The 20174-nt window shown below is 74.9% G+C and carries 20 protein-coding genes, 1 pseudogene and 1 riboswitch; of the genes and pseudogenes, 11 read left to right on the top strand and 10 right to left on the bottom strand.

Annotation, left to right across the window (positions count from 1 at the left end):
- Positions 1–9 precede the first annotated feature (9 nt).
- The 3 genes from ACIQUT_RS25700 to ACIQUT_RS25690 all read left to right on the top strand — a co-directional run bounded on the left by ACIQUT_RS25700 (position 10) and on the right by ACIQUT_RS25690 (position 1913).
- Positions 10–243 (top strand): hypothetical protein, encoded by a 234-nt coding sequence (locus ACIQUT_RS25700; RefSeq protein WP_403565996.1) that lies wholly within the window; start codon positions 10–12, stop codon positions 241–243.
- A 109-nt stretch (positions 244–352) separates the two neighbouring features.
- A complete protein-coding gene (locus tag ACIQUT_RS25695) occupies positions 353–1147 on the top strand; it encodes an SURF1 family protein (protein ID WP_403565995.1) in 795 nt (264 codons plus the stop codon).
- Between the two features lie 10 nt (positions 1148–1157).
- Positions 1158–1913: an SDR family oxidoreductase gene (locus tag ACIQUT_RS25690; RefSeq protein ID WP_403565993.1), complete on the top strand. Its 756-nt coding sequence runs from the start codon at positions 1158–1160 to the stop codon at positions 1911–1913.
- A 73-nt stretch (positions 1914–1986) separates the two neighbouring features.
- On the opposite strand, the gene amaP is transcribed toward ACIQUT_RS25690, so the two are convergent.
- From amaP to ACIQUT_RS25665, 5 genes are all read right to left on the bottom strand, one after another.
- Positions 1987–2550, bottom strand: coding sequence for an alkaline shock response membrane anchor protein AmaP (gene amaP / locus ACIQUT_RS25685; protein ID WP_403565992.1), 564 nt, complete (start codon positions 2548–2550; stop codon positions 1987–1989).
- Positions 2547–3308: a DUF6286 domain-containing protein gene (locus ACIQUT_RS25680; RefSeq protein WP_403565991.1), complete on the bottom strand. Its 762-nt coding sequence runs from the start codon at positions 3306–3308 to the stop codon at positions 2547–2549. The genes amaP and ACIQUT_RS25680 overlap by 4 nt, the downstream gene beginning before the upstream one ends.
- A complete protein-coding gene (locus tag ACIQUT_RS25675; RefSeq protein ID WP_403566069.1) occupies positions 3305–3670 on the bottom strand; it encodes a hypothetical protein in 366 nt (121 codons plus the stop codon). Before ACIQUT_RS25675 ends, ACIQUT_RS25680 begins: the two co-directional genes overlap by 4 nt.
- Before the next feature lie 148 nt (positions 3671–3818).
- Positions 3819–4001 (bottom strand): hypothetical protein, encoded by a 183-nt coding sequence (locus ACIQUT_RS25670; RefSeq protein ID WP_403565990.1) that lies wholly within the window; start codon positions 3999–4001, stop codon positions 3819–3821.
- 10 nt (positions 4002–4011) lie between these two features.
- A complete protein-coding gene (locus ACIQUT_RS25665; RefSeq protein WP_403565989.1) occupies positions 4012–4446 on the bottom strand; it encodes an Asp23/Gls24 family envelope stress response protein in 435 nt (144 codons plus the stop codon).
- A gap of 211 nt (positions 4447–4657) precedes the next feature.
- Here ACIQUT_RS25665 and ACIQUT_RS25660 point away from each other — a divergent pair, with 211 nt between their 5' ends.
- Positions 4658–5611: a zinc-binding dehydrogenase gene (locus ACIQUT_RS25660; RefSeq protein WP_403565987.1), complete on the top strand. Its 954-nt coding sequence runs from the start codon at positions 4658–4660 to the stop codon at positions 5609–5611.
- 61 nt (positions 5612–5672) lie between these two features.
- On the opposite strand, the gene ACIQUT_RS25655 is transcribed toward ACIQUT_RS25660, so the two are convergent.
- The 3 genes from ACIQUT_RS25655 to ACIQUT_RS25645 all read right to left on the bottom strand — a co-directional run bounded on the left by ACIQUT_RS25655 (position 5673) and on the right by ACIQUT_RS25645 (position 8854).
- Positions 5673–6452 carry an enoyl-CoA hydratase/isomerase family protein gene (locus ACIQUT_RS25655; protein ID WP_403565985.1) on the bottom strand — a complete coding sequence of 260 codons (780 nt, stop codon included), beginning with the start codon at positions 6450–6452 and terminating at the stop codon, positions 5673–5675.
- Positions 6453–6616: 164 nt separating this feature from the next.
- The gene (locus ACIQUT_RS25650; protein WP_179175146.1) at positions 6617–6838 is read right to left on the bottom strand and encodes a helix-turn-helix domain-containing protein; all 222 of its coding nucleotides are present in this window, start codon (positions 6836–6838) and stop codon (positions 6617–6619) included.
- Positions 6839–7255: 417 nt separating this feature from the next.
- Positions 7256–8854, bottom strand: a complete 1599-nt coding sequence (locus ACIQUT_RS25645; RefSeq protein ID WP_403565984.1) for an ABC-F family ATP-binding cassette domain-containing protein — start codon at positions 8852–8854, stop codon at positions 7256–7258.
- Positions 8855–9171: 317 nt separating this feature from the next.
- On the opposite strand from ACIQUT_RS25645, the gene ACIQUT_RS25640 reads away from it, so the two are divergent.
- Positions 9172–9567 carry a VOC family protein gene (locus tag ACIQUT_RS25640; RefSeq protein ID WP_403565982.1) on the top strand — a complete coding sequence of 132 codons (396 nt, stop codon included), beginning with the start codon at positions 9172–9174 and terminating at the stop codon, positions 9565–9567.
- An 86-nt stretch (positions 9568–9653) separates the two neighbouring features.
- Here the strand turns inward: ACIQUT_RS25640 and ACIQUT_RS25635 are convergent, their stop codons facing one another.
- Both ACIQUT_RS25635 and ACIQUT_RS25630 read right to left on the bottom strand, forming a co-directional pair.
- Positions 9654–11159, bottom strand: coding sequence for a hypothetical protein (locus ACIQUT_RS25635; RefSeq protein ID WP_403565981.1), 1506 nt, complete (start codon positions 11157–11159; stop codon positions 9654–9656).
- Positions 11160–11275: 116 nt separating this feature from the next.
- Positions 11276–12406 (bottom strand): alpha/beta hydrolase family protein, encoded by a 1131-nt coding sequence (locus ACIQUT_RS25630; protein WP_403565979.1) that lies wholly within the window; start codon positions 12404–12406, stop codon positions 11276–11278.
- Positions 12407–12806: 400 nt separating this feature from the next.
- On the opposite strand from ACIQUT_RS25630, the gene ACIQUT_RS25625 reads away from it, so the two are divergent.
- From ACIQUT_RS25625 to cobO, 6 genes and pseudogenes are all read left to right on the top strand, one after another.
- Positions 12807–14063 carry an anion permease gene (locus ACIQUT_RS25625; protein ID WP_403565978.1) on the top strand — a complete coding sequence of 419 codons (1257 nt, stop codon included), beginning with the start codon at positions 12807–12809 and terminating at the stop codon, positions 14061–14063.
- 28 nt (positions 14064–14091) lie between these two features.
- Positions 14092–14313: a hypothetical protein gene (locus ACIQUT_RS25620; protein ID WP_403565976.1), complete on the top strand. Its 222-nt coding sequence runs from the start codon at positions 14092–14094 to the stop codon at positions 14311–14313.
- A 195-nt stretch (positions 14314–14508) separates the two neighbouring features.
- Positions 14509–14593, top strand: a riboswitch (cobalamin riboswitch).
- A 58-nt stretch (positions 14594–14651) separates the two neighbouring features.
- Positions 14652–15665 carry a cobalamin biosynthesis protein gene (locus ACIQUT_RS25615; RefSeq protein ID WP_403565975.1) on the top strand — a complete coding sequence of 338 codons (1014 nt, stop codon included), beginning with the start codon at positions 14652–14654 and terminating at the stop codon, positions 15663–15665.
- Positions 15662–17421 (top strand): annotated as a pseudogene (locus ACIQUT_RS25610) (cobyric acid synthase). Before ACIQUT_RS25615 ends, ACIQUT_RS25610 begins: the two are co-directional and overlap by 4 nt.
- Positions 17418–19568, top strand: a complete 2151-nt coding sequence (locus ACIQUT_RS25605; RefSeq protein WP_403565973.1) for a putative cobaltochelatase — start codon at positions 17418–17420, stop codon at positions 19566–19568. The pseudogene ACIQUT_RS25610 and the gene ACIQUT_RS25605 overlap by 4 nt, the downstream one beginning before the upstream one ends.
- Positions 19568–20167 carry a cob(I)yrinic acid a,c-diamide adenosyltransferase gene (gene cobO, locus ACIQUT_RS25600; RefSeq protein WP_179176931.1) on the top strand — a complete coding sequence of 200 codons (600 nt, stop codon included), beginning with the start codon at positions 19568–19570 and terminating at the stop codon, positions 20165–20167. Before ACIQUT_RS25605 ends, cobO begins: the two co-directional genes overlap by 1 nt.
- Positions 20168–20174 lie beyond the last annotated feature (7 nt).

Below are 20174 nucleotides of genomic sequence, written 5' to 3'. Positions count from 1 at the left end.
CTGTGGCGCATGGCACGTTGTGAGGTCTGCGGAAACGATTACGGCATGTCCTTCGAGGTGCACGCGCAGGGCGCCGTGCACGTCTTCGACTGCTTCTCCTGCGCCATCCACCGCATGGCGCCGATCTGCGAGCACTGCCGGGTGCAGATCATCGGGCAGGGCGTCGAGGCCGAGGGCCACTACTACTGCGGGGCGCACTGCGCCCGCGCGGAGGGGAAGGTGGGCATCGTCGACCACGTGTGACACATCTCCTCGCGCTCCTCTCCCACTGCCCTTCCCGCCGGCTCCCCTCCCGACCCCGGACGGCCACCCGGCCGCCGGGGTCTTCGCGGCTGGGGGTACCGTCGTGGGCGTGTACCGCTTTGTGCTGACCCGGCAGTGGGTGACCCTCACCCTCCTCGCCCTCGTCCTCATCCCCGTGATGATCAAGCTGGGCTTCTGGCAGTACCACCGCCACGAGCACCGGGTCGCGCAGAACGAGCTGATCGAGGCCAACCTGACCGCGAAGCCGGTCCCCGTCACCGAGCTGACCTCCCCCGGCCACCGGGTCCCGCGGTCCGACTACTGGCGGGCGGTCACCGCCACCGGCACGTACGACGCCGCGCACGAGGTCGTCGTCCGGATGCGCACCTCCAACAACGACAAGGTCGGCTTCCACGTCGTCACCCCGCTCGTGCTGGCCGACGGCACGGTCGTGCTGGTCAACCGCGGCTGGGTGGCGGGCGGCGACGACCCCCGCGCCTACCCGCCGGTGCCGGCCGCGCCCTCCGGCGAGGTGACGGTCACCGGCCGGATGAAGGCCGACGAGACCAGCGGCGGCAGCGGCATCAAGGACCGCAAGGGGCTGCCGGACCGCCAGGTCATGCTGATCAACAGCGGGCAGCAGGCGGCGTCCCTCGGCCGGCCCGTCCTCGGCGGCTACCTGGAGCTCGCCTCCCCGGCGCCGGCGGACGGCGCACCCGAGCCGGTCGCCGATCCCGACCACGACTCGATCGGCGCACACATGGCGTACGCGGTGCAGTGGTGGCTGTTCGCGGCGTCGGTGCCGGTGGGCTGGCTGGTCCTGGTACGGCGGGAGAAGCGCGACCGGGAGGCCGCGGCGGCCGCGGCCGATGCCCCCGGGCGGGAGCCTGCTCCGACGGCGTAGGTTGTCGGGCATGGATCTTGGACTGAAGGACCGTGTCTACATCGTCACCGGCGCCACCCGCGGCCTGGGCTTCGCCTCCGCGCGCGAGCTCGTCGCGGACGGCGCCCGCGTCGTCGTGTCGGGCCGCGACGAGGAGCGGGCCGCGGCGGCCGCGGACGCGCTGGGCCCCAACGCGGTGGGCGTCGCGGCGGACAACGCCGACCCGGAGGCCGCCGGCCGGCTCGTCGCCACGGCGAAGGAGCGTTTCGGCCGCTTCGACGGCATCCTCGTCAGCGTCGGCGGCCCGGCGCCCGGCTTCGCCGCCGGCACCACCGACGCGCAGTGGACGGAGGCGTTCGATGCGGTGTTCCTCGGCGCGGTGCGCCTGGCCCGGGCGGCGGCGGCCGAACTGGGCGAGGGCGGGGTCATCGGCTTCGTCCTGTCGGGCTCGGTTCACGAGCCGATCCCGGGCCTGACCATCTCCAACGGCCTGCGGCCCGGGCTGGCCGGGTTCGCCAAGTCCCTGTCGGTGGAGCTCGGGCCGCGGGGCATCCGGGTGGTCGGGCTGCTGCCGGCCCGGATCGACACCGACCGGGTGCGGGAGCTGGACGCGCTGTCCGGCGATGCGCGGGCGGCCCGCGCGGCCAACGAGGCCCACATCCCGCTGGGCCGCTACGGCACCCCCGAGGAGTTCGGCCGGACCGCGGCGTTCCTGCTGTCGCCGGCGGCCTCGTACCTGACGGGTGTGATGCTGCCGGTCGACGGCGGCTTCCGGCACGGCTTCTGACCGGCCGACCGGCCGGCCCGACCCGACCGCCCGGCGCCCGACCGGCCGGCGCGCGTCGGGCTCCGGGGGCCCGTCAGGTGACGCGGCCGGCGCGGTGCCTGGGCACGCGGAGGCGGACCTCGGCCGGGAGCCGGGCCAGGCCCGCCGAGGTGCGGGCGTGGCCGAGCACCGGCCCGGACAGCGCGGCCAGCGCATCGGCCGGGACGGCGTACGGCTCCAGCTCCACGGCCATCCGCAGGCTCGGTGCGCCCCGCCGCCCGCGCAGCACGACCCGGCACCGCGCGACCCCGTGCAGCGCGCCGGCCTCCGCCGCCACCGCCTCCTCCAGGGCGCGGCCGCGGAGCACGGCGAACGCCCCGTCACCGGTGTCCACCAGCACGGCCGGCAGCCGCGGGCGGCGCAGCTGGGCCAGCAGCCACCACAGGGCGAGCAGGACGCACAGCGCCAGGCCGGCGGCGACGGCCCACCACCAGCCCCCGGCCTGCCAGTGCTCGCGCCGGGTCTGCTCCGCGAGCAGCGGCGCGTGGCGTCCGCCGAGCGGCGGCACCGCCGCCAGCACGCCCGCCCCGGCGGCGAGCAGGACGAGTCCCACGAGGCCGAGCAGGATCCGGTTGACCGTCCGGAGCACGCGGTTCACCTCTTCCCGTCGGCGGCCCGGGTGACCCGTACCCGCGGCTGCGGCGGGTGGGCGAGGCCCAGTTCGCCGATGCCGACGGCGAGTACGGCCTCCAGGTCGGCCCGTACGTCGTCCAGCTCGCGGAAGTGCGAGGCGGCCCGGACGGCGACCCGGGTGCGGCCCACCCGCACGCGCGCGGACCGCACCCCGGACACCTCCATGGCACGGTCCCGCAGCACCAGCGCGGCGTCCTTCCGCCCGAGCCCGGCCCGGACGCCTGCGCCGTCCCCCTCGCCGGGGGGCAGCATCGGCAGGACGCCGCGCAGCCCCGGGGTGAGGGCCAGCACCAGCAGGACCGCCCCGGCCACGGCCAGGACCCCGGCGGCGGCGAGCACTTCCGGGTCGGCGGGGGTGTGCTGGGCGAGCCGGGCGGCGAGGTCGCGGCGCCACTGCATGCCGGGCCGGCGGGCGCGTACGGCGGCGAGGTCGTAGAGGAACAGGCCCGCCGCCCCGAGCAGGACGAGGGCGGTCAGCGCGGCCGGGATCCGCCGGGCAGACCAGAACCGGCCGACGGCGGGCGGCCGGCCGGGGGCGTGGTCACCGAGACGGCGCCCGCCACGGCCGCGGCTCCCCGCCCCGTGCCTGCCCGCCCCCGGACCGGACGGCACGGGGCCGGCGGGCACGCGGTCGGAGGGCGCGGGGCCGGAGGGCGCGGGGCCGGAGGGCGCGGGGCCGGAGGGCGCGGGATCCGGCGGGGCTGCCGGTTCGGGGGCCGTCACCGCAGTTTCCGGTCCCGTACGGCGGCGCTGCGGGTGTGCGCGGAGTGCAGGTGCTCGATGTCGATGTCGACCTCCGGTACGGCCATGCCGGCGCAGTCCTCGACGCGCCGGACCACCTGGCGGCGCACGGCCGCGCAGCTCTCGGCGAGGTCCGACGGGTAGTCGAGCTCCAGGCTGACCCGGACCCGCGCGATGTCGTGGTGCACGGTCACGGCGGCGTGCGGCGCGGCCGCACCCCCCGGCCCGGCGCCCCCGGGCGGCCCGCCCGGCTGTGCGGCCAGCGCCTCCCGGGCGGCCTGGGCCGCGATCTTGGCCACGACCCGGTCGGCGATGCGGGTGGCTCCCCGCTCGGCGGGAGGCACCCGGGCCGGTGCCGCCCGCGGCGCGCCGGCCGGGGGCGCTCCGGCAGGGGGCGCGCCGGCCGGGGGCGTACTCGTCGGACGCTCACTCGTCGGGGGCGTGTCCTTCGGCGGTGTGCCGGTCGGCGGCGTGCTCATCGGCGGCTCACCTTCACCTGCCGCGGTCGCGGGGTCGGAAGAAGTCGCCCGGCTCCAGGTCCCCTTCCAGGAACCTGCCGACGACGAAGCCGACGGCGCCGAGCGCCGCCACGAGCAGGAAGGCACCGAAGCCCCCGAAGTAGCCGGCGAACGCCAGTGCCATGCCGGCGAAGAGGCCGACGACCGCCATCCTCATGCGGGCTCCCTCACTGGAGTCGGGGTTCCGGTTGCTCCTCGTCCGGCTCGTCGGGCAGCTTGACGTCGCTGACCGCGATGTTGACCTCGACGACCTCCAGGCCCGTCATCCGCTCGACGGCGGAGATCACGTTGAGCCGGACGGCGCGGGCCACGTCGCGGATGGCCACCCCGTAGTCGACGACGATTTCCAGGTCGAGGGCGGTCTGCACCTCGCCCACCTCGGCCTTGACCCCGCGGGTGACGGAGGATTTGGCCCCGCCGGGGACGCGGTCGCGGACGGCACCGAAGGTGCGGGACAGGCCGCTGCCGCTGCCCATGGCGTGGACGCCCTCGACCTCTCGGGCGGCGAGTCCGGCGATCTTCTCGACCACGCCGTCGGAGATGGTCGTGCGGCCGCGGTCGGCGGGGTCGCGTGCGGCGCCCCCGGAAGCGGATTCGGTCATCGTGTGTCCCTTCGCGTGGATGGACTCACTCGCACCACCACGGTAAGCGCGGGAGCGCCGCGGCGCCCCGGGACTACGCCGGCCGGTCGGCGCCGCCTTCCTCCCCGCTTGACCTCAACCGCGGTCGAGGCCGAAGAGTGGGGGCGTGATCACGGCCGAAGGGCCTGACGCAACGAGTGCAGCCCTGACGGGCACGAACGAGGGGGACGTCGTGAAGGCGATTCGGGTGGACGGGTTCGGGGGTCCGGAGGTTCTGGTCCCGGTGGAGTTGGCCGATCCCGTCCCGGGGGCGGGCGAGGTGGTGATTGCGGCCGAGGCCGTGGACACGCTGTACGTGGAGACACAGATCCGCGGCGGCTGGGGCCCGCGGTTCGGCATGCACCCCCCGTTCGTACCCGGCGGCGCGGCGGCCGGCACCGTCGTCGCGGTGGGCGGGGGCGTCGCCCCGGATTGGCTGGGACGCAGGGTCGTCGCCGCGGCGGGCTCGCGGGGCACCTACGCGGAGCTGGTCCGCGTCCCGCTGGAACGGGTGGTCCCCGTACCGGACGGGCTGGGGCTGCGCGAGGCCGCGGCGCTGGCACACGACGGGGTGACCGGCGCGAGCATCGCCGCGCGGGCCGGGATCACGGCGGGTGCCCGGGTACTGATCCTGGGGGCCGCCGGCGGCATGGGGACGCTGCTGGTGCAGTTCGCGGTCGCTGCGGGGGCCGAGGTGATCGGTGCGGCGCGCGGTGAGCGCAAGCTCGGGCTGGTCCGGGAGCTGGGCGCGCACCGGGTGGTGGACTACTCCGAGGAGGGCTGGACCGAGGGGGTCGGCGGCCCCGTGGACATCCTGCTGGACGGGGTGGGCGGCGACCTGGGCCGGGCCGCATTCGCCCTGGTCCGCGACGGCGGGTGGGTCTCGGCGCACGGCGCGCCGAGCGGCGGCTTCGCGGAGGCGGACCCGGAGGACGCACGGCGGCGCGGGATAACGCTGAGCGGGATCAAGGAGGTGCAGCTCGCCCCTTCCCAGGTGCAGCAGCTCACCGCGTTCGCACTGGGCGAGGCGGCGGCCGGCCGGCTGAAGCCGGTCATCGCCCGGACCTTCCCGCTGGCCGATGCGGCGCTGGCGCACCGGGCGATCGAGGCCCGGGAAGTGCCGGGCAAGGCGCTGCTGATCCCGTGAAGGGGGGAACGGGAACGACCGGCGGGCGCCGCCCGGCCCCGTCGGGCCGGGCGGCGCCTGCTCAGTCGGAGAGTCCGGCCAGGTCGCGCAGGCGGCGGGCCTGGGCGGCCCGCTCGGCGGCGCGCTGGTCGTCGTACGCGCGGGACGGGGCGCTGCGGAGCAGGGCCTTGGTCTCGATCACCGCGTCCCGCGGCGGGGCCAGCAGCGCCGAGGTGAGGTCCTGGACCGCGGCGTCGAGTTCCGCGGCGGGGACGACGAGGTTGGCGAGCCCGATCCGCTCGGCCTCCTCGGCATGCACGAAGCGGCCCGTCGCGCAGATCTCGAGCGCGCGGGCGTAGCCGACGAGGGAGGTCAGGGGCTGGGTGCCGGCGAGGTCCGGGACCAGGCCCAGGCTGGTCTCGCGCATGGCGAACTGGACGTCGTCGGCGACGACGCGGAGGTCGCACGCGAGGGCGAGCTGGAAGCCGGCGCCGATCGCGTGGCCCTGTACGGCGGCGATGGAGACGATGTCATTGCGGCGCCACCAGGTGAAGGCCTCCTGGTACTCGGCGATGGTGGAGTCGAGCAGTTCGTCCGAACCGCGCGCCAGATCGAGGAACGAGGGTTCACCCTCGAAGCCCTCGGGGGTGAACGCCTGCCGGTCGAGTCCGGCGGAGAAGGACTTGCCCTCGCCGCGCAGCACGACGACCCGGACGGTGCCCGGCATCGACCGTCCGGCCTCCGTCAACGCCCGCCAGAGCGCGGGGGACTGAGCGTTTCGCTTGGCCGGATTGGTCAGTGTCACCGTGGCGACCGCGTCGTCCACGGTGAGCCGTACGCCATCCTTGTCGAGCAGAGCCATCTGGTGCCTCCGGTGGGGTGCAGTCGGCCGCAGTCTCGGCCCAAGTGACTGCACAGTAACCACCCAGTCGGCTGTTCGGCCGACCGGGGGTCACCGAAGGAACCGCGGTTCAGGCAGGCAAGCGTTGTCTTTCCCGGCCCCGGGCCTCACGGCCGGGGTCGTGATCAGATCGAAGCCGCTTTCTTGCCGCGTGTCGCGCCACCGCGACCGCGCAGCACGACTCCGGACTCGCTGAGCATCCGGTGGACGAATCCGTAGGACCGGCCCGTTTCCTCGGCCAGCGCCCGGATACTCGCACCGGAGTCGTACTTCTTCTTCAGGTCTGCCGCGAGCTTGTCGCGCGCGGCGCCGGTCACCCGGCTGCCCTTCTTCAGAGTCTCGGCCACCCGTGCCTCCTCATGGGAAGTGCGCTCTGGACTTCTCATGATCACCCCTCCCCGGCTTCCTGGCCACCCATTCAGCAAGGTCGGTACGACGGCATTTCCCCGGGCGTGGACACGCGAGCGGACCGGAATCTCCCCTTCCGCTGCATGACGTCCGTCACATTTCCGCGCCCGCGCAAGGAATCACCAGGTCAGAGGGCGGAAACCGGAAAAACACGGCCCCGGGGCGCCTTCGCGAGAAGGCGCGGCCGGGGCCGTCGTACAGAGCGCAGCGGTACGAGACCGTCTCACTCAGATGATGGAGAACGCCTGAGCCGAATGATCCATAAGGAACTGGATCAGCCCGCGGGGCGATCAGAGGGCTGCCGCAGGTCGGCTGCAGGTCGCCGCGGGGCGGCCCCGCGGCGGCGGCCGGACGGGTCAGGCGAGGGCGACGAGGTCCCGGTAGTCCGGGCCCCACATGTCCTCGACGCCGTCCGGGAGCAGGATGATCCGCTCCGGTTCCAGGGCGTCGACCGCGCCCTCGTCGTGGGTGACGAGGATGACGGCGCCCTTGTAGGTGCGCAGCGCGCCGAGGATCTCCTCGCGGCTGGCGGGGTCGAGGTTGTTGGTGGGCTCGTCGAGGAGCAGCACGTTCGCCGAGGAGACGACCAGCGTCGCGAGCGCGAGGCGGGTCTTCTCGCCGCCGGACAGGACGCCCGCGGGCTTGTCCACGTCGTCGCCGGAGAACAGGAACGAGCCGAGCGTCTTGCGGACGTCCACCAGGTCCATGTCGGGCGCGGCGGAGCGCATGTTCTCCAGGACGCTGCGGCCCGGGTCCAGGGTCTCGTGCTCCTGGGCGTAGTACCCGAGCTTGAGGCCGTGGCCGGGGGTGACGGCGCCGGTGTCCGGCGCCTCGGTGCCGGACAGCAGGCGCAGCAGGGTGGTCTTGCCGGCGCCGTTGAGGCCGAGGATGACGACCCGGGAGCCCTTGTCGATGGCCAGGTCGACGTCGGTGAAGATCTCCAGCGAGCCGTACGACTTCGACAGGCCCTCGGCGGTGAGCGGCGTCTTGCCGCAGGGGGCGGGCTCGGGGAAGCGCAGCTTGGCGACCTTGTCCTGGGCGCGCACGGCCTCCAGGCCGGACAGCAGCCGGTCGGCGCGCTTGGCCATGTTCTGCGCGGCGACGGTCTTGGTGGCCTTGGCACGCATCTTGTCGGCCTGCGCGTTGAGGGCCGCGGCCTTCTTCTCGGCGTTCTGGCGCTCGCGCTTGCGGCGCTTCTCGTCGGCCTCGCGCTGCTGCTGGTAGAGCTTCCAGCCCATGTTGTAGACGTCGATGACCGAGCGGTTGGCATCGAGGTAGAAGACCTTGTTGACCACGGTCTCGACGAGGTCGACGTCGTGGGAGATCACGATGAAGCCGCCGCGGTAGGTCTTGAGGTAGTCCCGCAGCCAGACGATCGAGTCGGCGTCGAGGTGGTTCGTCGGCTCGTCGAGGAGCAGCGTGTCGGCGTCCGAGAAGAGGATCCGGGCGAGCTCGACGCGGCGGCGCTGACCACCGGAGAGGGTGTGCAGCGGCTGGCCGAGGACCCGGTCGGGCAGGCCGAGGGCGGCCGAGATGGTCGCGGCCTCCGACTCGGCGGAGTAGCCGCCCTTGGTGAGGAACTCGGTCTCCTGGCGCTCGTACTGGCGCAGGGCCTTCTCGCGGGTGGCACCGGAGCCGTTTGCGATGCGGTCCTCGTTGGCGCGCATCTTCTTGATCAGCACGTCGAGGCCGCGGGCGGACAGGATCCGGTCGCGGGCGAGGACGTCGAGGTCGCCGGTGCGGGGGTCCTGCGGCAGGTAGCCGACCTCACCCGAACGGGCGATGGCGCCGGCGGCGGGCTGGCCTTCGCCCGCGAGGCACTTGGTGAGGGTGGTCTTGCCGGCTCCGTTGCGGCCGACCAGGCCGATGCGGTCGCCCTTGGCGACGCGGAAGGAGGCGGACTCGATGAGGATGCGGGCGCCGGCGCGCAGCTCGATGCCGGTGGCGGTGATCAAGGAAATACTCCAGGGCGGTGGGAACGGCGGAAGGGGGCGGGTGCGAGCTTCGACGCCGCTAATCCGCGAGGAGATTTGCCATGGGATTCATTCTACCGGGGGTGCGCAACCTGTTTTCGGGCCGTGGGCGCCGTGCGGGGGGCGCGGGCGCACGCGGTACGGGCCGGAGCGGGCGCCGGAAGGGACCGGAGCGGGCGCCGGATGGGGCCGCACGGCAACGCGGTGACCGCCTTCCCGCCGCTGTCGGTGCCGCCTGCCATGCTGTTGCGCAGGTCACATTCACGAGTACGCGCACGAGCCGACAAGGGGTGATCGTCATGGCCGGACAGCCGTCCGTGTTTCCCGCTCTCGTCTACCGCGACGCGAAGGCCGCGATCCGGCAGCTGACGGAGGTCTTCGGATTCACCCGGGTCGCGGTGTACGAGGGCGACGACGGCACCGTGAGACACGCCGAGCTGTCGTACGGGCCGGGGGCGGTCATGCTCGGCAGCAGGGGGACGGGCAGCGTCTTCGACAAGGCGATGGCGGACGCCGGCCCGACCGGCGTCTACGTCGTCGTGGACGACGTGGACGCGCACCACCGGCGGGCCGTGGACCACGGGGCGGAGATCCTGATGGAGCCCACCGACCAGGACTACGGCTCGCGGGACTACATGGCCCGGGACGTCGAGGGCAACATCTGGAGCTTCGGGACGTACGCGCCGCAGCTCTGACCCCCGCGGCGCGCCCGTCCGGTCCGCCGGCCTCCCGGGCACCTGACGAGCCGGTCGGCCGGTCGGCCCGTACGCCGGCCCCCCGGTCAGACGCCGCCCGTGTGGACCTGGAAGGCGGCCCGGCGGACCGCCTTGGCCAGGGCCGGGTCCGGGTGGGCGGCGGCCAGCGCGACCAGGACCTGCACGGTGCGCGGGTGGCCGACCGCGCGGACCTCGTCCAGCAGCCGCGGGACCGTGGTCCGGACGGCCGAGTCGAGGTGGCGGGCCAGCAGGTCGGCCTCGCCGTGGTCGGCGATCGCGGCGGCGGTGTCCACCCACAGCCAGGTCGACTCCTCGGGGGTGAGCACCTCCTGGGCCTCGTCGGGGTCGACCCCGTCGTGCTCGGCGAGCCAGAGCAGCGCGTACGGCCGCAGGGCGGGCTCGCGGGCGGCGGCGCGCACCTCGGGCTCGGCGGGGGCGCCGACCACGCGGAGGGCCTCGAAGGCGAGGCCGCGCAGCAGGGCGTCCTCGCCGCGGGCGGCGCCCAGCAGCTCGCCGACCGCATGGCCGACGGGGCGGGCGGCGAGCCAGGCCCGGTACTCCGCCCGGGCCGGGCCGGGGGTGAGGCCGGCGCAGCCGTGCAGCATGGCGGCGGCGGACTGCTCGATGTTCCCGGCGGGGCTCTGCGCGGCCACGCAGATCTGCTCCAGCTTGACCCAGACGGCCCAGCTGCCGAGCGGGGTGAGCGAGGCCTGGGCCGGGCCGAGGGTGACGGCGTCCACGGCGGCGAGGCCGCCGAGCGCCCAGCGCAGCAGCCGGGCGAGCGGGACGGGGGCCGCCCCGGGGCCGGAGGCGGAGGTCTCGGGGGCGGGGGTCCCGGGCGCTGCGGCCGCGGGGGTCCCGGAGGCGGGTTCCGGTGGGGTGCCGGGCGCGGCCTCGGCGGGCGGGCCCCCGCGCGCGGGGGTGTCGTACGGGACCTCGCAGCGCTCGTCGCGGAGTTCGGCGACGCGCTGGCCGAGCAGGTCCAGCAGGTCCGGGACGGTCACGGGGCCGGCGGACAGCTGGAGCAGGGAGAGCAGCTGGGGCATCGCCTCGACGACCTCGGCGATGTCGGCGGCGGCGATGTCGGCGGGCGCCGGGTGCACCAGCGACCAGGCGTCGAAGAGCGCGACCCAGCCGCGCAGGACGGCGCTGTCGTCGCTGCCCCAGGCCCGCAGCCGCCAGCCCGGCCGGGCGTGGCCGCCGTGCACCTCGACGAGTCCGGCGAGGCGGGCCCGGTCCCAGCCGGCGCGGATCTGCCCGTGCGTCAGGCCCAGTTCCTCGGAGGCCCGTTCGACGTCCACCGCGGGCAGGGCCGCGGCCGGGGCGGGCCGTCCTCCGTCGCCCGCGCCGAGGTTGCGTTCGGCCCACCGGGCGAGCCGTACGGCGTCGGCGAGCGAGGCCCGGGCCCGGTTGGCGAGTTCGGCCGGGGCGGGGGTGCCCGCCGGGGGCCTGGAGGCCGGCCGGGTGCGCCGGTCCGTCACCGCCTTGCGGGCTGTTGCGACGGAGCGCGGGGAGACGAGTCGGAGTCTGGAGTCGCGAACCAACTGCTCATCAGGCTTTCGGGACGTCACGGAAGCAGTCTCGCCCGTCACCGGCCGAAAGCCCAAACGGAACCGGCCGTTATCAGAGGTCGGGGCGCGGGAATTCCAGACATATCGACGCCCCTGCCCCTGTGTGCACACGGGCTTCACATCAGGGGGGTGAGAAAGCGGCGCAGCGCTTCCTCGTACCCGTGCGGGTCGACGTTCCACATCGCCCCGTGCGCGGCGTCGGGGACGGTCCGCAGGGTGACGAGGTCGGGCCGGGCGGCGGCGAGCCGGCGGGAGGGCTCCCAGGGGGCGATCGTGTCGTCGGGGCCGTGGAAGATCAGTACGGGGATGCGCAGCGCGCCCGGGTCCTCGCCGGGCCGCCGGTGGCCGGCCCGCAGCCCGGCGCGGCCCTCGGCGGCGCGCACCGCGAGCGGCAGCAGGGCGGCCGGGGTGCGCCGGGCCGCGACGAGCGCGCGCAGGGTGGTGTGCCAGTCGAGCACCGGCGAGTCGAGGACGAGGCCGGCGATGCGGTCGGCGAGGGCGGAGCGCTCGGCGGCGTGCAGGGCCATGGCCGCGCCGGTGGACCAGCCGTGCAGGACGACGCGGCGGGCGCCGTGGCGCAGGGCGTAGCGGATGGCGGCGTCCACGTCGCGCCACTCCGATTCACCGAGGTGGCCGAGGCCGTCCGGGGAGGCGGGGGCGCCGAGGTCGCCGCGGTAGGACAGGGAGAGGACGGGCAGCCGGAGGCGGTGGAGGAGGGGCATGACCACCATCGGGTGCTCGCGGCCGGTGCCGAGCCCGTGGACGGCGATGACCCAGGTGTCGCGGGGCGCGGGCACGAACCAGGCGGGCAGGGCGCCGAGCTCGCCGGGGACGTCCGCGTCGGCGTGTTCGAGGCCGAGGGCGGTGCCCGGGTCGCCCGCGTGGACCTGGGGGGTGAGGGCGACGCGGGTGCCGGGGGCGAGGCTGCCGCGGGTGACGGCCAGGAGCCGGCGGACGACGGTGTCGGGGTCGTGGGCGACGCCGTCCAGGACGGACCCGACGACGGCGTGCACCCCGGGCGCGGTCAGGCCGTAGGTGCCGGGGCGCAGCGAGGCCAGGGACCGGGTCAGTGCGACGCGGCCCGGGCCGGTGGAGTGGACGCTCAGCCTGGGCCCGCCGGGGAGGGGGCGGCCGGGCCGGGAGCGCAGGGCGGCGTCCGCGGCGTAGCGGCCTGCGGCGACGGCGGCCGCGCCGGCGCCGGCGAGGGTGGTGGCGACGGCCGCGGCCGTCACTGTGGCGGTACGCACCGCTCCAGTGTCGAGGCGGGAGCGCGGGCGGGCCACCGGGAGCGGCGCGGGCGGGCCTCCGGGGGGAACGGCCCGGCCTCGGGGCGGCCGGGAAGCGGAACGTCGGCCGCGGTGGCGGGATCCGGAACGCGGGACCTCCCGGCAGGAGCCTCCGCCGGGCGTGATGTGGATCACTTTCCGCTCCGCTTCGGGGCGGGGTCCGGGCGGCCGCGGGCCGGGCGGGAAGGTTCGTTAACCCAGCTTTGACATGCATTAATCGACATATGGACCATGAAACCGGGACGAAGGCCGGGACGGGGTCCCGACCGGGTCCACCGCTCCGACGATGTCAGTTCATCTTCCGTTCACCCAGGTTGCCTACGGTCGCCGAGCCACTGACGCCAAACAGAAGCCTGGGTAAATGGAGCACATAACGCTTCTCCTCGGGATCGTGATCATCACCGCTCTCGTGTTCGACTTCACGAACGGTTTCCACGACACAGCCAACGCGATGGCGACCACCATCTCGACCGGCGCCCTCAAGCCCAAGACGGCGGTGGCGATGTCCGCCGTGCTCAACCTCGTCGGCGCCTTCATGTCCGTGGAGGTCGCCAAGACGATCTCCAAGGGCCTCGTCAACGAAGAGGGCATCCAGCCCGAAGTGATCTTCGCCGCCCTGGTCGGCGCGATCCTGTGGAACCTCGTGACCTGGCTGGTCGGCCTGCCCTCCAGCTCGTCGCACGCCCTCATGGGCGGTCTGATCGGTGCCGCGGTCGCCTCCGCCGGCCTCGGCGCCGTCAACGGTGACGTCGTCGTCACCAAGGTGCTCATCCCGGCCGTCGCCGCGCCGCTCGTCGCCGGTGTGGCCTCTCTGCTGGCCGCCCGCGTCACGTACAAGCTCGGCGGCCACGTCGGCGAGAAGACCTCCGCCAAGGGCTACCGCGCCGGGCAGATCGCCTCCGCCGGCCTCGTCTCCCTCGCGCACGGCACCAACGACGCGCAGAAGACCATGGGCATCATCACGCTGGCGCTCGTCGCCGGCGGCGCCCTGCACCCGGGTGCGAACCCGCCGGTCTGGGTCATCGTCTCGGCCGGTATGGCCATCGCCCTCGGCACCTACCTGGGCGGCTGGCGCATCATCCGCACCATGGGCAAGGGTCTGACCGACCTCCAGCCGCAGCAGGGCTTCGCCGCCCAGACCTCGGCCGCGAGCGTCATCCTGGCCTCCTCCAGCCTCGGCTTCTCCCTCTCCACCACCCACGCCTGCTCCGGCGCGGTCATGGGTGCCGGCCTGGGCCGCAAGGGCGGCGTGGTCCGCTGGTCCACCGCCACCCGCATGTTCGTCGCGTGGGGCCTGACCCTGCCGGCCGCCGCCCTGGTCTCCGCGCTCGCCGAGATGGTCATGCGCACCGGCGACGTCGGCATCGCCGCCGTCACGGTCTTCCTGGTCGGCTCCTGCCTGGCCATCTGGCTGATCTCGCGCCGCAAGGTCGTCGACCACCACAACGTCAACGACGTCCAGCCGGCCGACACCGAGGCCCCGGGCGTGGTCACCACGGCCATGGCCGCCGTCACCGTCCCGCCGACCGCCGCAGCCGTGGCGGGCGAGGAGCTCAAGGCCACCATCCCCGCGCCTGCCGCTCCGACGACCCCGTCGGCCCCCGCGGCCACGGTCTGACCCCGCGAACGACAGAGGAATCCGCAGTATGAAGATCGACTGGGCAGCCCTCGGCTCCGTCTTCGGGGTCAGCCTCTCCGCCACCGTCGCCCTCGTGGCCCTGTTCACCCTGGGCCTGGTGGGCCTGTCGAAGCACGAGGCAGCCGTCGAGCAGGGCGGCGCCGCCACCCTGGCCCGCAGCGGTGCGTACGCCTGCTTCGCGGTCGTCGCCGCGGCCGTCGCGTACGGCATCTACCTGATCGTCAGCTGACGACGGCACGCAACACGCACGAAAGCTCCCTCCGGGTTCTCCGGGGGGAGCTTTCCCGTGTCGTGACCGTCCCGGTGACCGTGCCTGTGCCGTGCCGGTGACCGCCTTGTGTGACGTGCCTCGCCGCAGGTCAACGGCGAGTTGACGGGCGTTCGCGGTGCGTGGTGGACTGCCCGAGCCATCACGGCGGCATGGAGAGGAAGTCCGGTGCGAATCCGGCGCGGTCCCGCCACTGTCACCGGGGCGCACGCGGCGCGTGCGGTCCGGGAGCCAGGAACTCTCGCCGCCGGACACGTCGAACCAGGGCGCGGACCCTGAGTGAGGACATACCTGCAACCATGCGTGCCGATCGCGTCTTCGCGTACGGCGCCACGGCGGGCCTGCTCGGCGACCGGATCCTCGGCGATCCGCGCCGCGGGCACCCCGTGGCCGCTTTCGGACGGGCCGCCGCCGCCGTCGAACGCGCCCTGTGGCGCGACGACCGCGCCCGTGGCGCCGTCCACACCCTCGTCTGCGTGGGGGGCGCGGCCGCCGTCGGCGCGCTGGCCGCCCGCGCCGTGCGCTCCCGGTCCGCGGCCGCCCGGATCGCCGTCACCGCCGCCGCCACCTGGGCCGTCGTCGGCGGCACCACACTGGGGCGGGAGGCCCGCGCCATCGGCGGGGCACTCGCCGCCGGCGACGCCGAGGTGGCCCGCGAGCGGCTGCCCCACCTGTGCGGGCGCGACCCGCAGGCCCTGGACGAACAGCAGATGGCCCGCGCCGTCGTGGAGTCGGTGGCCGAGAACACCTCCGACGCGGTCGTCGGGGCCCTGGTGTGGGGCGCCGTCGCGGGCGTCCCCGGACTGCTGGCCTTCCGCGCCGTCAACACCCTCGACGCGATGGTCGGCCACAAGTCGCCCCGCCACCTGCGCTACGGCTGGGCCTCCGCCCGGCTCGACGATCTCGCGGGCTGGCCGGGCGCCCGGCTGACCGCGCTGGCGGCCGTGGTCGCCGGCCCGGACCGGCGGGGCGCCGTACGGGCCTGGCGCGCCGACGCCGGCCGGCACCCGAGCCCCAACGCCGGGCCGGTGGAGGCCTCCTTCGCGGGAGCCCTCGGCGTACGGCTGGGCGGCACCCTCTCGTACGGCGGGCGGGTCGAGCACCGGGCCGTGCTGAACGGCGCCGCGGGCCGGCCCGTGGAGCTCGCGGACGTCGAACGGGCCGTGCGGCTCTCGCAGCAGGTGACGTGGCTGGCACTGGGGACCTGCGTGGCACTGCGGTACGCGGTGTCGCGCCGGCCGGGAAAGTCGGGGACTTCAGGGACGTCGAGGATGTCGAGGATGTCGGGGACGTCGGGGAAGGGACGGGCATGAGCGGCGGGAAGCGGGCGGGGGGACTCCTCGTCGCCGGTACGACGTCGGACGCGGGCAAGAGCGTGGTCACGGCGGGCATCTGCCGGTGGCTGGCCCGCAAGGGCGTGAAGGTGGCGCCGTTCAAGGCGCAGAACATGTCGCTCAACTCGTTCGTGACCCGCGAGGGCGCCGAGATCGGGCGGGCGCAGGCCATGCAGGCGCAGGCGGCCGGCGTCGAGCCGACCGCGCTGATGAACCCGGTCCTGCTCAAGCCCGGCAGCGACCGCAGCAGCCAGGTGGTGCTGCTGGGCAAGCCGGTCGGCGAGATGAGCGCCCGGGGCTACCACGGCGGCCGGCAGGAACAGCTGCTCGGCGTCGTCACGGACTGCCTGGAGCAGCTGCGGGGCACGTATGACGCCGTGATCTGCGAGGGGGCGGGCAGTCCGGCCGAGATCAACCTGCGCCGGACCGACATCGTGAACATGGGGATCGCGCGGGCCGCGCGCTTCCCGGTCGTCGTGGTCGGCGACATCGACCGGGGCGGGGTCTTCGCCTCGTTCTTCGGGACGACGGCGCTGCTGTCCGAACAGGACCAGTCCCTGATCGCCGGATACCTGGTCAACAAGTTCCGCGGTGACGTCTCGCTGCTGGAGCCGGGCATGGAGATGCTCCGGTCCCTCACCGGCCGGGCCACGTACGGGGTCCTGCCCTACCGGCACGGGCTCGGCATCGACGAGGAGGACGGCCTGAGGGTCTCGCTGCGCGGCGCGGTGCGCGAGTCGGTCGTCGCCCCGCCGGTCGGCGAGGACGTGCTGCGGGTCGCCGTCTGCGCGGTGCCGCTGATGTCGAACTTCACCGACGTCGACGCGCTGGCGGCCGAGCCGGGCGTGGTGGTGCGGTTCGTGGACCGCGCCGAGGAGCTGGCCGACGCCGACCTCGTCGTCGTCCCCGGTACCCGCGGCACGGTGAAGGCCCTGCAGTGGCTGCGCGAGCGCGGGCTCGCCGAGGCGCTGGCGCGGCGGGCCGCGGAGGGCCGGCCGGTGCTCGGCATCTGCGGCGGCTTCCAGGCGCTCGGCGAGCGGATCGAGGACGAGGTCGAGTCGAAGGCCGGCGTCGTCGACGGCCTCGGGCTGCTGCCGGTCCGGGTCCGGTTCGCCCGGGAGAAGACCCTGGCCCGGCCGACCGGCACGGCGCTCGGGGAACCGGTCGACGGCTACGAGATCCACCACGGCGTGGCCGAGGTGCTGGGCGGGGAGCCGTTCCTGGACGGCTGCCGGGTCGGGTCGGCCTGGGGCACCCACTGGCACGGCTCGCTGGAGTCCGACGCCTTCCGGCGGGCCTTCCTGCGGGAGGTTGCGGCCGCGGCCGGGCGGCGCTTCGTCCCGGCCCCGGACACGTCCTTCGCGGGGCTCCGGGAGGAGCAGCTCGACCTGCTCGGCGACCTGATCGAGGAACACGCCGACACCGGAGCCCTGCTCCGCCTCATCGAGGCCGGCGCCCCGACGGGCCTCCCGTTCCTCCCCCCGGGTGCCCCGTGACCGCCGCGGGGGGCTGGGCCGGGGCCCTGCGGGCGGCTGTCCCCGCCCCGCCCCTTCCCGAAACCGGGGACTCCGCCCCCGGACCCCGGGACGGGCGCTCCACGCCCGCGCGCTCAAACGCCGCGCGGGCCGGAATCCCGTACTCCGGCATCCGGGGCGGAGCCCCGGGACATCGCTTCGCGCCCGCACGGGCTGACATGCCGCAGCCGTACATCCGTACACGAGGAGTGAGCACATGAGCACGCCCTATCCGTTCACCGCGGTGGTCGGCCAATCCGACCTCCGGCTGGCGCTGCTGCTCAACGCCGTGAGCCCGGCGGTCGGCGGCGTACTCGTGCGCGGCGAGAAGGGCACGGCCAAGTCGACCGCGGTGCGTGCCCTGACGGCGCTGCTGCCGCAGGTGGACGTGGTCCCCGGCTGCCGGTTCTCCTGCGAGCCTGCCAAGCCCGACCCCGGCTGCCCGGACGGTCCGCACGAGCCCGGGACCTCGGCCGAGCGGCCCGCCCGGATGGTGGAGCTGCCGGTCGGCGCCTCCGAGGACCGCCTGGTCGGCGCGCTCGACATCGAACGGGCCCTCGCCGACGGGGTGAAGGCCTTCGAGCCCGGGCTGCTGGCCGACGCACACCGCGGCATTCTGTACGTCGACGAGGTCAATCTGCTCCACGACCACCTGGTGGACGTGTTGCTCGACGCCGCCGCCATGGGTGCCTCGTATGTCGAGCGGGAGGGCGTGTCCGTCCGGCACGCCGCGCGGTTCCTGCTCGTCGGCACGATGAACCCGGAAGAGGGCGAGCTGCGCCCGCAGTTGCTCGACCGGTTCGGGCTGACCGTGGAGGTGGCCGCCTCCCGGGAGCCGGAGCAGCGGGTCGAGGTGGTCCGGCGCAGGCTCGCGTACGAGGACGACCCCGCCGCCTTCGCCGCCCGCTGGGCCGGTGACGAGGCCGAGGTGCGGTCCCGGGTGGTGGCCGCACGGGCTCTGCTGCCGAAGGTCCGGCTGGGCGACAACGCCCTGCTGATGATCGCGGCGGTCTGCGCCGGCTTCGAGGTGGACGGCATGCGCGCCGACATCGTGATGGCCCGCACGGCGGCCGCGCTGGCCGCCTCGGCCGGGCGTACGGCAGTGCTCAGGGAGGATGTGCGGCAGGCCGCACTGCTGGCCCTGCCCCACCGCCGTCGGCGGGCCCCCTTCGATGCACCCGGGTTGGACGAGGCCAAGCTCGACGAGATCCTGGACGGCTTCGCCGACGACGAGCCCGAGCCGGACCCGGAGCCGGACCCTGACCCGGATCCGGGCCCGGAGGGGCCGGAGGGGCCCGAGGGGCCGGAGGGGCCGGAGGGGCCCGATGACAACGGCGGCGGCCCCGACGGCGGCGGGATTCCCCCGCAGGGCGGGCCCGAGGCTCCGGAGGTTCAGGAGTCGCCTGATGCCCCTGATGCCCCTGGTGCTCCGGACGTCGCGGACGCCCCCGCCCCGCAGCCCGCCGCCGGGCAGGGCGGGGACGCTCCCGAGCAGGCGGCCGTGCGGGCCGGGGAGCCGTTCCGGACGAAGATGCTCAGCGTGCCGGGCCTCGGCGAGGGCGCGTCCGGCCGCCGCTCGCGCGCCCGCACCGCGCACGGCCGTACCACCGGCGCCCAGCGCCCGCGCGGCCAGCTGACGAAGCTGCACCTGGCCGCGACCCTGCACGCGGCCGCCCCGCACCAGAAGGCGCGCGGGCGCAGCGGCCGCGGGCTCGTCGTCCGCAAGGACGACCTGCGCCAGGCCACCCGGGAGGGCCGCGAGGGCAACCTCGTGCTGTTCGTGGTCGACGCCTCCGGCTCGATGGCCGCCCGGCAGCGCATGGGCGCGGTCAAGGGGGCCGTGCTGTCGCTGCTGCTGGACGCCTACCAGCGCCGCGACAAGGTCGGCCTGATCACCTTCCGGGGCGCGGGCGCCGACCTCGCCCTGCCGCCGACGTCCTCGGTGGACGCGGCCGCGGCCCGGCTGGAGCGGCTGCCGACCGGCGGCCGGACCCCGCTCGCCGCGGGCCTGCTGAAGGCCCGTGAGGTGCTGCGGATCGAGCGGCTGCGGGATCCGAGCCGCCGCCCGCTGCTGGTGGTCGTCACCGACGGGCGGGCCACCTCGGCCGGCGCCCTCGCCGGGGACGCCCGGGCGCTCGCGGCGCGCAGTGCCCGGCTGCTGGCGGCCGACGGGGTCGCCTCGGTGGTCGTGGACTGCGAGACGGGGCCGGTCCGGCTGGGCCTGGCCGGGGCACTGGCCGCGGACCTCGGCGGGCCGGCCGTGACGCTGGAGGGGCTGCGGGCCGACGCGCTGGCCGGGCTCGTGAAGAACGTACGCACGTCGGCGATGTCGCCGTCGTCATCGCACACCAACAGGAGGGCCGCGTAATGCCGCAGGGACAGCCGACCGTCATCCCGAACGACGGACTCACCACCCGCCAGCGCCGCAACCGCCCGCTCGTCCTGGTCCACACCGGGCCGGGCAAGGGCAAGTCGACGGCGGCGTTCGGGCTGGCGCTGCGCGCCTGGAACCAGGGCTGGCCCATCGGGGTGTTCCAGTTCGTCAAGTCGGCGAAGTGGAAGGTCGGCGAGGAGAACGCGCTGAAGGTGCTCGGCGCCTCCGGCGAGGGCGGCAGCGTCGTCTGGCACAAGATGGGCGAGGGCTGGTCCTGGGTCCAGCGGGACGCGCAGCTCGACAACGAGCAGGCGGCCAAGGAGGGCTGGGAGCAGGTCAAGCGGGATCTGGCCGCCGAGACGCACCGGCTGTACGTGCTGGACGAGTTCGCGTACCCGATGAAGTGGGGCTGGATCGACGTCGACGAGGTCATCGAGGTGCTCCGCGACCGGCCGGGCACCCAGCACGTGGTGATCACGGGGCGGGACGCGCCGGAGAAGCTGATGGAGTTCGCCGACCTCGTCACGGAGATGACGAAGGTCAAGCACCCGATGGACGCGGGCCAGAAGGGCCAGAAGGGCATCGAGTGGTGACCTCGCA

It is taken from the genome of Streptomyces sp. NPDC090445 (assembly GCF_044769385.1).
Taxonomy (GTDB): Bacteria; Actinomycetota; Actinomycetes; order Streptomycetales; family Streptomycetaceae; genus Streptomyces.
The sequence above is the reverse complement of the archived record's forward strand: the minus strand, read 5'-3'. Positions and strand labels throughout refer to the sequence as shown.